We start from the raw sequence: 12261 nt of genomic DNA on the forward strand, positions 1-12261 counted from the left end.
TAGGTGGGCGGGCGCCTAAGCGCCCGATTTACTCAATTCCTTGGAATTGCTACCCGCGTCTTCAAAAAACTTTCGAATGCCACGTGCGGCCTGGCGGATACGCTGTTCGTTCTCAACCAGTCCGATACGTACAAAACCTTCACCGTGTTCACCAAAGCCGATTCCCGGAGCAACCGCCACATCTGCCTTTTCAATAAGCAGCTTGGAGAACTCCAAAGACCCTAGATGCTTGAACTGGTCTGGAATTGGAGCCCAGGCAAACATGGATGCTTCCGGAGCAGGAATATCCCAACCGGCGCGTCCAAAAGAGTCGATCAGCACATCACGGCGCTTCTTGTAGATCTCGCGCGTTTCACGAATGCAGTCGTCTGATCCGTTCAGCGCGGTCGCAGCAGCTACCTGAATTGGCGTGAACGCACCGTAATCCAGATAGGACTTCACACGAGCAAGAGCCGCAATCAGACGTTCATTACCAACTGCAAAGCCCATGCGCCACCCCGGCATGGAGAAGGTTTTGGACAAAGAGGTAAACTCAACAGCAATATCCTCTGCCCCTTCCACCTGAAGGATGCTTGGCGGAGGCACATCGCCGAAGTAGATCTCAGAGTACGCCAGATCAGAAAGCACATAGATCTCATGCTTGCGCGCAAACGCCACCACATCGCGGTAGAAGTCCAGATCAGCAACACTTGCTGTCGGGTTTGCAGGGAAGCACAGAATAATTGCAATCGGCTTAGGGATAGAGTGAACCACTGCCCGCTCCAGCGCCTCAAAAAGCTCTGGTCCCGGAGTTGCCGGGATGGAACGCAGCGAACCACCTGCCATCAGGAAGCCGAAGGCATGAATTGGATAGGACGGATTAGGGACAAGCACCACATCACCCGGCGCGGTAATCGCCTGGGCCATATTGGCAAACCCTTCCTTGGAACCCAGTGTCGCAACAACCTGCGTGTCCGGGTTCAGCTTTACACCAAAGCGACGCTCATAATAGCCAGCCTGTGCCTTACGCAGTCCCGGAATCCCTTTGGATGCGGAATAGCGATGTGTGCGCGGATTCTGCACAGTCTCCACCAGCTTATCGACAATATGCTTCGGAGTAGGCAAATCAGGGTTGCCCATACCCATGTCGATAATATCGGCGCCTGCCGCTCGCGCTTTGGCTTTCAGACGATTGACCTGTTCAAAGACATATGGCGGGAGCCGGCGTGTCTTGTGAAAGTCGTCCATGACGCGAGCCTCACTTTCTTCAGTATTTAGCGTTTCAAGCTATATTTTGATTTCCATTCAAAACCGGCCACGAGTCATTAAGGCCAAGTTTCCACGGCCTTTTAGCAGGTGCGAACATTTTTCGCATCATTCATGAGGCATAAACCCGACATTTTTTTAAAGTTTTCAAAGAAGACTGGAAACTTTAAATCCAACAAAAAAGCCGCAGGATTCTGCGGCTTATGGTCGAATATGCGATTTCAACTTGAGAATTTAGACGGCTTTCCGCACAAAATGCACAACTAAAGGTGCATTCGCTAACTCCGTGAGAATGCGAAAGATTATTGCGTCTGCGCAGCCTGAGATTGTTGCGCTTGCTCACCAGCAATCTGTTTCAGCTGGTCGGCGCTGCTCTCAAAGGTGTTGCCAATGCCAGCTCTGCGCTTACTTTCAGAGGAAATTGCAAGCAGATTGGCTTCGGAAGCAGCCCGCTGTTCCGGCGAAAGCAGATCGCTGGAGACTTCAGGTGGAAGTTCAGCAATACCAGTCTGCTTGGTACCGTTGCCCTTCTCGATCGCTTCATACACCGTCAAAGATTCGCCAAATGCACAACCTCCAACAAAACCTGCCAGCACGACTGCGCTGCAAACTCGTTGAAACTTAAGCAACATCTGGAACCTCGCGTTTGATCCGTCTACTACACAACAGCAGAGCACTTAACTTTAATTAAAATGCACTTAGCAGTTGCGTCATCCGTAGTCCACATATATTACCCTGTTAACAACACATAGTTTATTACTCTAGGGCACTTCTTATTTACTGAATACAGAACACGATATACTCAAATCATAACCGATAAATATTAAGAAGAAATATCTCAAGAAATCAGAGTATTCCAAGTTTTCCTCAAGAGTTAAACATCTCCATAAAACTTAAGAATAACCCAAAACTTCTCACAGTTCCGTAAGATCACTTTACTTGCTAAATACCTACTAAGAATCCGCCTAAGGACTAAGACGGGCCACACAGATTTTCACGTGCCTGTCAAAATTCTTAGGGATATACTCATTATGCCGTTTTTGTAGGTTAAGAGACCGCCGATAACGCATGAGTGTATGCGGCATGTTTTTGAGTGCGGATAGCGGACACTGAATGTGGTTGGGTCTGGCGAGTATCTACCAGACACCTGATACGAGGACTGAGCAGGCAAATGACCGGTGAAGACACCAATCCAATGTTGCAGTACATCCTCAATAATCCTGAGGAATTTGCCAAAAACCTCTCTGAAATAGCCGAGAACGGCGGCAAGGCTCTGGCAGCCTATCTGGAACCCCGCGAAAAAGGCGAGGCAGCAACCGGAGGCACCGAAGAGCTCAACGCAGTGGTCAAGACCCTCGCAGAGGTCGGTAACTACTGGATGAAAGACCCTTCCCGCGCCATTGAAGCTCAAACGAAGCTCTGGTCCGGCTACATGAACATCTGGAATTCCACACTCAAGCGCATGGCAGGCGAAGACAGTGAGCCCATCGTTGCTCCGTCCAATGCAGACAAGCGTTTTAAAGACAGCCAGTGGGATGACAACAACTTCTTTGACTTCATCAAGCAGATGTACCTGCAAACCAGCAACTGGGCTGAGGAGCTGGTAGAAGGCGCCGAAGATCTGGACGACCACACGCGCCACAAGGCTGGCTTCTATGTGAAGCAGATCTCTAACGCTATGTCGCCCTCCAACTTCATCCTGACAAATCCGGAGTTGCTGCGCGAAACCATGTCCTCAAACGGCAGCAACCTCGTAAAAGGCATGAAGCTGCTGGCAGAAGACATAAAAGCTGGCCACGGCGACCTGCGAATCCGTCAGACCGATCCGGACAAATTCGAAGTTGGCGTCAACGTTGCCGTGACACCTGGTAAAATCGTCGAGCAAAACGACGTCTGCCAGCTGATCCAGTACACCCCAACCACTGAGACGGTTCTGAAGCGGCCACTGCTGATCGTTCCGCCATGGATCAACAAGTACTACATCCTTGATCTCAATCAGGAAAAGTCATTCATCAGATGGGCAGTCGATCAGGGCCACACGGTCTTCGTCATTTCATGGATCAACCCGGATGAGAAGCAGGCGCAAAAGAGCTTCGAGCACTATATGCGCGATGGTATCCTGAACTCTCTGGAGCGCATTCGCAAAACCACCCAGCAGTCTACGGTCAATGCCATTGGCTACTGCGTAGGCGGCACACTGCTCGCAGCAACCCTCGCCTATCTGGCAAGAATAGGCGAAGAAGACCGCATCTCCTCCGCAACCTTCCTCACCACACAAGTGGACTTCACTCATGCAGGTGACCTGAAGGTCTTTGTAGATGAAGAGCAGATCGAAATTCTCGAGCATCGCATGGGGCAGAAGGGCTATCTGGACGGCTCCAAGATGGCGACCGCCTTCAACATGCTGCGCTCCAATGACCTGATCTGGCCCTACGTGGTCAACAACTATCTGCGCGGCAAAGATCCATTCCCGTTTGACCTCCTCTACTGGAATGCCGACAGCACCCGCATGCCGGCAGCCAATCACTCCTATTATCTGCGCAACTGCTACCACAAGAACGCACTTGCTGAAGGTGAGATGGAACTGGCCGGGGAAAAACTGGATCTGAGTGAAGTTCAGATCCCGGTCTACAATCTGGCAACAAAAGAAGACCACATTGCTCCCGCAAAATCCGTCTTCAAAGGCTGCGGCTGTTTTGGTGGACCTGTTGAGTATGTACTGAGTGGCTCAGGCCATATCGCTGGCGTCGTAAACCCACCATCCAAAGAGAAGTACCAGTACTGGACCGGCAACAAACCGGAAGGCTCTCTGGATGATTGGATGCAGAACGCATCTGAAACTGCGGGCTCATGGTGGCCACACTGGCAAAAATGGATTACATCTCAGGATGATAATCGGGTAAAAGCACGCAAGCCGGGCGCACGCCGTACAAAAATATTGGAAGACGCACCAGGCAGTTATGTTAAGGTGCGCATATAACGAGAACACGCAGTGAGTCTGTCTGAAGCCACGCTGTTCTCATGGAATGAATGGAGGACAACGTGGCAGGCGATCCTAAGCTTTCGCAGATGCAACCGCAGAAAATCGGCGGATGGGATCCTAGACACGTTCGCCACCTGAACACCCAAAGTGCTGCGCTGACACGCCTGAACAAGCCAAAGAGCCTGCTTGTTCGCGCCCTTGTCCTGCCTGCATTACTCGCACCGCTCTGGTATCAGCCTACCCTTGGCTGGTTCTGGGCAGTTGCATTATCCGTTGCAGCAGTTGCGTGGGTCTGGATCATTCCACCCTTTGGCAAAAAGAACGTCGGCGCACAAACCTGGACGCAAAAGGCTATTTTGGGCGAACGCATGTGGCTCAACCGCATGTTCATTCCAATCCCGGCGCCCTACCACCAGAAAGCCCTCGCCCTCCTGGCCGTCGGCCTGATTGCAGTTGGCCTGGCCATCTGGGCAGCAGCAACCAACAACCTGCCTCTCATGCTCACAGGCGGCATCATCGCCTATGTCGCCAAGTTCGCCTCACTCTTTGTGATGGTGAAAATCTTCGAGCACATGAAAAACGCCCACCCGCTCTACAAAAGCTGGCGCAACGTACCAGTCAACGACAACAGCCTGAAAGCGAAAGCCGGCTGAACCAGCTAAATCAGCAAAGGTTCATCGGCATCTTCCGCGGCCTCAGCCGCTAGCGCAACCCGTTCATCATGCCCCACTCGAACGAACCAATAGTCGATACCTGAAAGCTCCGGCTGCACCACTTCATATCCGTACGCAGACAGAAACTTGATCAACGCATCCTGCTGCGCGGGCCTGTGATTATGTTCAATGCAGAGAAAGTCAAACGTCCGGCGCGAGAAGTCGATCCCCTTCAGAACCTCCAGCTCGCTCCCTTCCGTGTCGATGGAAATGAACGCGACATGATCCGGAACACCATGTGCGATCAAGACATCCTCAGTCCGCGCGATCGGCACCTCAATCTCACGCCCTGGCTTATCGCCCACCTGCACCACTGAAGCCATGCCCGAGTATTCTGGCGTATCAGCACAAAAGAACTTCAGCGCCCCTCCTCCGGAACTCCAGGCAGCCCGCTTATCCAGATGAGCATCACGCGCAGCATCAATACGCTCCCAGCAATCCGGATTAGGCTCCACCAGCAAACCAGACCACCCAAGCGCCTTCTCAAACAGAAAGCTGTTGGAGAGATGCGTTCCATCACCAACACCAATTTCAACAAAGTAGCCCGGCTGCTGCTCATACTGCGGAAACAGCTTGAGAAAATGAAGCTCCTGAAAACGCTGAGCACGGCTGTGAAGGAAATACTGCTCGGCCAAACGAGCAAGCCGCAGATCATGCAGCCCCAACTGCAGAACCTCTCCGAGCCGCCGCATATTGGAGAAGTCTTTATGCTCTTTAAGATAAAGAACCCTGAGAGCCATCAGGTTCCTCTTATCTAGCCGCAAAGCCAGACGAGCAAGTGTCCCGCTTCGTTTATGCGGTGCCAATGCCATCAAAAATGCTGAGAGAAACTTTCGCAACCACTGGACCACCGCAGAACTCCGCCGCTGTTTTCATCCAACGTGGCAGCTAAAGCAGTCCGCAACAACTCCGCAATCTCAGTAACCGCAAAGCATAGGCCAAACACAAAAAGGGCCGCCAAATGGCAGCCCTTTCCGTATAACTGTTTCCAGTATCGCGTATTAGCGCTTGGAGAACTGGAAGGAACGACGAGCTTTACGCTTACCGTACTTCTTACGTTCAACAACACGGCTATCGCGAGTAAGGAAGCCTTCTTTCTTAAGCACAGCGCGCAGCTCTGGCTCATAGAAAGTCAGTGCTTTGGAGATGCCGTGACGAACAGCACCAGCCTGACCGGAAAGACCACCACCAGCAACGGTAACGTTGATGTCGTACTGACCATCACGCTCGGTGAGCATGATTGGCTGACGCAGGATCAGCTGAAGTACTGGACGAGCGAAGTACTCGTTGTACTCTTTGCCGTTTACAACGATTTTGCCGGTGCCTGGCTTGATCCATACACGTGCGATAGCGTCTTTACGCTTACCGGTTGCGTATGCACGGCCTTGTGCGTCGAGCTTCTGAACATGTACAGGAGCTTCGTTCTCAGCAGGGGCGATTGCGCCGCCCAGTTCCTCAAGGGACTGTAGCTCAGACATAATTAACCCCTCTTCGCATTTTTAGGATTCATGGCTTTAACGTCTACCACTTCTGGAGACTGGCCATCATGCGGATGCTCTGCAGAAGCATAAACACGCAGGTTACGCAGCTGCGCACGGGAAAGAGGACCACCTGGCATCATGCGCTGAACAGCTTTTTCCAGAACGCGCTCTGGGAAACGGCCTTCGATCAGCTGACGTGCAGTGCGCTCTTTGATACCGCCAGGGTAACCAGTGTGCCAGTAGTACTTCTTGCTCTGGTATTTTTTACCAGTCAGTACAACTTTATCAGCGTTGATGATGATTACGTTGTCACCATCGTCGATGTGCGGGGTGTAGGTCGGCTTGTGCTTGCCGCGCAGACGGTTTGCGATGAATGCTGCCAGACGGCCAACAACAACGCCTTCTGCGTCGATCAAGATCCACTTCTTGTCGACCTCAGCCACTTTAGTGGAATGAGTCTTCATAAGATCTACCGTAGTTTTGACGGTTAAAATTCTTGGGAGAAATGCGTTCAGGCCCGAAAGAGCAGCTAAACGTGATAGCTCCGTGTAGGAACGGGTAGATACGCGAGGTTGCGCACCGCGTCAAGAGCAAAAAATTACACGCTCAAGCAAATTAATCAATAAAATCAAATAGATACAAAATAGGTATTATAATACCACACTTTTTCCGCATGAATCTGAAGATTCTTAAGCTCAGGAAACTCCGGCAGCACGCGCAGCCGTCAAAATAAGGTCATCAACCTGCAACTCATAGAAGACCCAGTTGGCACTATAGCAGCTGACATAATAGCCAACGCCCGCGAGGGCTACACGATATTCACGCAAATTGATCGGAGTAAAATGTGTTGGGTAAAAGAACCGCCACCGGCTGCGGGTCAAACGGGTTGTCAGCGTTGCATTCGCCAGAAGCAGGTTGAAGAACACCAGACTCACAAAAACGATCGGGTCACCAATAAACGAGGTGTCCTGATAGAACATGGTCTCCCGGAACTCGGCAAACACCCGTGGCTCGCTGGCCACGTACAGATCGAAAAAGGCTGGCACAGCCAGTATCAGAAGGATGTTCAGTGCAAGAAAGCCGATATAGCCGATCGTGGCGAGTAAGGAACCGAACCGCAGCGGCACCAAAAGGAAATCAAAAATGAAACCGAAAAACGCACGATAGAACACCAGCCCGCTCCCACTCACGCCGTTTCTCTCAGGTCTCCCCTCCTTCAAAAAACGGCCTTTGGCTTTAGTCCCTGAATTTTAAGTGGCTTTTTGCTTTTGGATCAACCAACAATTCAACTTTCAGGCAAATTTAATTCAAAAAATTCAATAAGCTGAGAGTTTTAGGCACTTCAACGCAGTGCACTTTTATGGAGCATATGTCTCCTGCATTGGATAACATGGGAAGAACACATTTCCATGCGGTAATCATCGAATCGATTACTCAATCCAAGATTGTTTTTTCAAACAAGTGTTTTCCTGAATATGCGCCTCTCTCTATTTTCCTTCATGGCGGCCTTAAGCGCCACTTCTGCCTTTGCCCAAACACCTCCACTTCAGATCATTATCGAAGCAGATAAGACCCACCCTGAAGTCGCAACGGCAACAATCACGCTCCCAGCGGAGCAAGAGATCACACTGCAAGCACCGCGCACGCAGTCTCAACCAAGCGACACCAACGCGCTGCAACTCATGTGCGATGGAGTTGAAGTCCTTGAGCCGTACGAGCGAGCCCTTGCATGCAGAAAGCTGCAATGGAACGTCACCTTTCAAAATCCGCGAGAGACCCCACTGGCCGTAGCAAACCAGCAAAACCTCTATTCCCCTCACGGATGGTGGAGCATCACGGAATGGGATGACATTCCTCATCTCAAAACCGCTTCAACAGTCAAAGTGTGCGGCAAAGTCCAAGGGGGTGACACCACACTTAAATGCGCAGCTCTGCCAACAGAGAATGAACCACCCCTCATCCTCTCTTGGGGTGATGCTGCAATGACTCTAAGAACCAACCAAACCACCCTGACGCTCTACAAAGACGATCCGACAGAAGCTCTAAAAGCCGACAACCTCCCTGCCCTTCAAAAACAGTTTGAGTATCTAAAAAGCATCCTTGCCGCTCCGACTACACCGGAGCAGAACATTGATCTGGTGTGGGTCGCCATAGACAAGAAGCTGGGACACATCGCTGGTGCAGCCGGCAAACAGGCATTTCTGGCCAACTTCGCCACAAGCGAGGGAACTGCATCTGCAGAGGACATCACCAAGCTTCATTGGGTTTCCGTCCATGAACTGTTCCACCTGCTGGCAACTACACCAAATCCGCTCTGGATCTCAGAGAGCCTTGCTCAGTACTACGGCTATAAGTCGCTCAAAGTGGCTGGCATCCACTCTGAAAGCCCTATGGATCAATGGCAGGTTTTCAAAGAGCGTTTTCCGCATGCTGCAACAGGCCTGTATGAAGCACATCAGAAAGTCACAGGCGACAACGATCCAAGCTACTACCCACTGTTTTCCGTCAAAGGAGCAGCGTTCTGGCAAGTGGTTGATGAGGAGCTTCAACAGCAAGGAACATCATTAGATCAGCTCATGACAACATTTGAGGAGCTGCGGCAGCCCTCTCACGAGTTGCCTCAATCCCTGCTCAACGCACTCAAACATTCCATTTCAGATAATCGCCTTCAGGAACTACAACAACAGTTCCTCCTCTAAAGAAGACCGGTAACGTGATGATAAAAGACAAACTCGATTTTCTGCCGTTAGATACCATCCGACACCGGAAAGATGGCATCCCTTGCGCAGTTGCTAAAAGCGGCAATCTCACAGATTTGGCCCTGACGAAGTGCGGGCTAACCGCAGTTCCCAGCGAAGTCTTTACACACGAGGTGCTGGAAAGCCTTTATCTCGGCGAGAATGCCATCTCAGAAGTCCCCGACGAGATCTTACGCCTAACCAACCTCAGAGAACTCTATATCTACGGCTGCAAACTCCACCGATTACCTGACACACTCACTCAGTTGAGCCAACTCCAGATTCTAGACCTCAGTCACCAACCACTGGAATGCTTGCCGTCCAACATCGGCGCTCTGAAGCAACTGCGTGTGCTTTACGCCAGCAACACTGTCATGACAGAGCTACCAAACAGCATCGGAGAACTGACAGCACTGGAGTATTTTGGGTGTACAGACAACAACATCCGACAGCTTCCTGAAAGCATTGGTCAGTTAAAGAGCCTCTGGGAGCTCCGTCTCTATGGCAACGGCTTGAAGGAGCTTCCGCAGACATTCAGCAAGCTCTCAGGTTTACGAGAGGCCTACCTGCGCAACAACGCACTCACCAAACTGCCGCCCAACATAAGTGAGCTGAAGCAGCTGGAAATTCTGGATTTGCGTAACAATCAGATCAACCGGTTGCCAGAAGACATCGGAGGCCTCACAAACCTCTACCAGCTAGATCTGCGCGCAAACCCACTTGAAGAACTGCCCAATTCAATGAAGAACCTGACAAACTTGCGCAAACTGGATCTACGCTGGACACGCCTGACAGAAGAGCCAGACTGGTTCCGTGATCTACGTGCTCAAGGCACACTGATCTATCTTTAGCCCCTTAAAAACAAAGGTAGCGATGCCTCTCACCTATCTTATCATAGGGAATGCACCGCTATCTCATCATCATCCTGTCAGTTCTGCTGGTTGGCATCTGGAACGCACAAGCGCAGGAAAGCAAATTCCGTAAACGGCCTCGCAGCCTGTTCAAACAACCGGATTGCTACTGCACCAACCGCGGCAAACGCATAGAACTCGGCGACTTCTCCTGCCTTTACGTCGATGGCACATCCTACCTCGCCCAATGCCAAATGGCCCTCAACAACCCCATGTGGCGCAAAATCCAGGACGGCTGCCCAACAACACGGCTGGAGATCAAGCAGCAGACATCTAAGATCCTGCAAAAGGCCAAGAGCAACTAACGAAACGAACTGGCAGAAAACGAGGGGTCGTTGTCATTGTGCCAGCACGAACCTCGTTTATAGTCAGTGTCATGCAAAAGACACCGACTGCCACCTCTCATGACTCAGGAACGCACAACACACCAAAGCTCGTTCTTATGGTGGTCTTCGACGGAGCCATTGCTACAGATATTGCAGGACCACTAGATATCTTTGCGTCTGCCTCACTTATGAAAAACGAGCAGCCTTCCACCTACCAAGTTGAAGTCGTTTCACTGCATGGAGGCCTTGTAACCACCTGGCCCACAAACATTCAGATGATGAGTAAGGCATTCAGTGAGTTTGAGAACAGAGCAATCGATACGCTTCTGATAGCTGGCGGTGCGCACAAGTCATCAGTCATCGAAAATCAGCCGTTTATTGACTGCATCAGGAAGGCGGCTCAAAGAGCCCGACGTGTTGCATCAATCTGCACCGGAACCTTTGCTTTGGCTCAGGCAGGATTACTTGATGAAAGAGCCGCAACCACACACTGGAATTGGGCCGAACAGCTTCAGGAGCGCTACCCGAAGATAAAGGTGCAACCCGATGCGATCTACAAGAAGGACGGTAAGCTCTACAGCTCCGCTGGCATGACCGCAGGAATCGACCTTGCGCTCGCACTGACTGAGGAAGACCTCGGGCGGGAGACTGCACTCAAAATTGCGCAGTATTCTGTCATGTTCTTAAAACGCCCGGGCGGGCAATCTCAGTTCAGCTCTGTCTTGTCCTACCAGAAAAGCGATGATGCACGCATGATCGCACTTCAGGAGTGGATTCTAGCCAATCTGCAACAAAGCCTCTCAGTCGATCGCATGGCAGAATTCTTGAACATGGCACCCAGAACGTTCGCCCGCTTTTTCAAGAAACATGTCGGCACCTCGCCAGCAAAGTATGTTGAGGAGATCCGCCTGAACACGGCGCGCCAATACATCGAGAACCCACGAACATCAATAAATGAGGTTGTCAGGCGATGTGGCTTTGAGAATGGCGAGAAAATGCGCCGCAGCTTCATACGCAACTTAGGCATCAGCCCGCAGGATTACCGCAACAGATTCTGTAGCAGCCAACTCTAAAACACCAACAACGAAGGCATTGGTGCAACCCGGAGCTTCTCCGGGAATGGATCTTTGCGCCCTGATCACTAAACAAACAGAGAGGAACCCTCATGAAAAAGCTAAAAACAGGTCTCTTCCTTTATCCCGGCATGACCATGCTGGATGCCTACGGGCCCCTTCAATTCCTGGCGTTTGTAAGAGGTTTAGAGACCTTTACGTTTGCTGAAAGCAGCGCCCCTCTGCCCTGCGACGCTGGGATTCAGCTGGTGCCTGATTATAGTTTTGAGGACCGTCCGGAAATCGATATTCTACTTGTTCCCGGTGCTGGAAACCCACTTGAGCAGATGCAAAATCCGCGCGTTCTGGAGCACCTGCGCCAAGCCGGCGAAAACGCACAATATGTCACATCTGTCTGCTCAGGAGCTCTGATACTGGCAGAAGCCGGCTTACTGGATGGATACGAAGCAGCAACCCATTGGGCTTATCGGGAAACCCTGGAAAAACTGGCGGATGTTACAGTCGTCAACAAACGCGTTTCAGTTGACCGAAATCGTATCACTGGTGGAGGCGTGACCGCGGGAATAGACTTCGCCCTGTCTCTCACAGCAGAACTGTTCGGGCCTGAAGAAGCACAGCTTCTGCAGTTGATGTTTGAGTACCACCCCGAACCACCTTTCAACTCCGGTTCACCAGAGACCGCCAGCGCAGAAGCTGTAAAAATAGCCAGACACGAGATCACTTCTATCGCACCGGATCTGATGCAGTACGCCGAGGAGCGAAGTATCGCAAGAACGCTAACAGCGTAAACT

General features: G+C 51.3%; 13 protein-coding genes. 7 read left to right on the forward strand and 6 right to left on the reverse strand.

Translation table 11 applies throughout. The features are described 5' to 3' along the window. Positions 1-15: 15 nt before the first annotated feature. Together AC3CB2_RS07390 and AC3CB2_RS07395 are read right to left on the reverse strand one after the other, a co-directional pair. Positions 16-1227, reverse strand: coding sequence for an LL-diaminopimelate aminotransferase (locus AC3CB2_RS07390; protein WP_037035769.1), 1212 nt, complete (start codon positions 1225-1227; stop codon positions 16-18). A gap of 320 nt (positions 1228-1547) precedes the next feature. Then, complete coding sequence (locus AC3CB2_RS07395; RefSeq protein WP_208608995.1) at positions 1548-1877, reverse strand: hypothetical protein; 330 nt, start codon at positions 1875-1877, stop codon at positions 1548-1550. A 539-nt stretch (positions 1878-2416) separates the two neighbouring features. Between AC3CB2_RS07395 and AC3CB2_RS07400 the strand changes: the two genes are divergently transcribed. Beyond that, a complete protein-coding gene (locus tag AC3CB2_RS07400) occupies positions 2417-4225 on the forward strand; it encodes a PHA/PHB synthase family protein (RefSeq protein ID WP_352929609.1) in 1809 nt (602 codons plus the stop codon). A gap of 62 nt (positions 4226-4287) precedes the next feature. Beyond that, positions 4288-4881: a DUF6653 family protein gene (locus tag AC3CB2_RS07405; RefSeq protein ID WP_352929607.1), complete on the forward strand. Its 594-nt coding sequence runs from the start codon at positions 4288-4290 to the stop codon at positions 4879-4881. A 5-nt stretch (positions 4882-4886) separates the two neighbouring features. Here AC3CB2_RS07405 and AC3CB2_RS07410 read toward each other — a convergent pair whose 3' ends face one another. The 4 genes from AC3CB2_RS07410 to AC3CB2_RS07425 all read right to left on the reverse strand — a co-directional run bounded on the left by AC3CB2_RS07410 (position 4887) and on the right by AC3CB2_RS07425 (position 7612). Further along, positions 4887-5681 (reverse strand): FkbM family methyltransferase, encoded by a 795-nt coding sequence (locus AC3CB2_RS07410; protein WP_352929605.1) that lies wholly within the window; start codon positions 5679-5681, stop codon positions 4887-4889. Positions 5682-5942: 261 nt separating this feature from the next. Beyond that, positions 5943-6419 (reverse strand): 30S ribosomal protein S9, encoded by a 477-nt coding sequence (gene rpsI / locus AC3CB2_RS07415; protein ID WP_008546672.1) that lies wholly within the window; start codon positions 6417-6419, stop codon positions 5943-5945. A gap of 2 nt (positions 6420-6421) precedes the next feature. After that, a complete protein-coding gene (rplM, locus tag AC3CB2_RS07420) occupies positions 6422-6886 on the reverse strand; it encodes a 50S ribosomal protein L13 (RefSeq protein WP_037035767.1) in 465 nt (154 codons plus the stop codon). A gap of 231 nt (positions 6887-7117) precedes the next feature. Beyond that, on the reverse strand, positions 7118-7612 hold the full coding sequence (locus AC3CB2_RS07425; protein WP_014286032.1) for a hypothetical protein: 495 nt from the start codon (positions 7610-7612) through the stop codon (positions 7118-7120). 285 nt (positions 7613-7897) lie between these two features. Here AC3CB2_RS07425 and AC3CB2_RS07430 point away from each other — a divergent pair, with 285 nt between their 5' ends. From AC3CB2_RS07430 to AC3CB2_RS07450, 5 genes are all read left to right on the forward strand, one after another. Next, positions 7898-9121, forward strand: a complete 1224-nt coding sequence (locus tag AC3CB2_RS07430; RefSeq protein WP_352929600.1) for a hypothetical protein — start codon at positions 7898-7900, stop codon at positions 9119-9121. Positions 9122-9138: 17 nt separating this feature from the next. After that, positions 9139-10011: a leucine-rich repeat domain-containing protein gene (locus AC3CB2_RS07435; RefSeq protein ID WP_352929597.1), complete on the forward strand. Its 873-nt coding sequence runs from the start codon at positions 9139-9141 to the stop codon at positions 10009-10011. Positions 10012-10061: 50 nt separating this feature from the next. Beyond that, positions 10062-10376, forward strand: coding sequence for a hypothetical protein (locus tag AC3CB2_RS07440; protein ID WP_352929594.1), 315 nt, complete (start codon positions 10062-10064; stop codon positions 10374-10376). Between the two features lie 71 nt (positions 10377-10447). After that, positions 10448-11470 carry a GlxA family transcriptional regulator gene (locus tag AC3CB2_RS07445; RefSeq protein WP_352929591.1) on the forward strand — a complete coding sequence of 341 codons (1023 nt, stop codon included), beginning with the start codon at positions 10448-10450 and terminating at the stop codon, positions 11468-11470. Between the two features lie 92 nt (positions 11471-11562). Further along, positions 11563-12258, forward strand: coding sequence for a DJ-1/PfpI family protein (locus AC3CB2_RS07450; RefSeq protein WP_352929589.1), 696 nt, complete (start codon positions 11563-11565; stop codon positions 12256-12258). The last annotated feature ends 3 nt before the right edge of the window (positions 12259-12261 follow it).

The sequence above is a fragment of the Pseudovibrio sp. SCP20 genome (assembly GCF_057774105.1).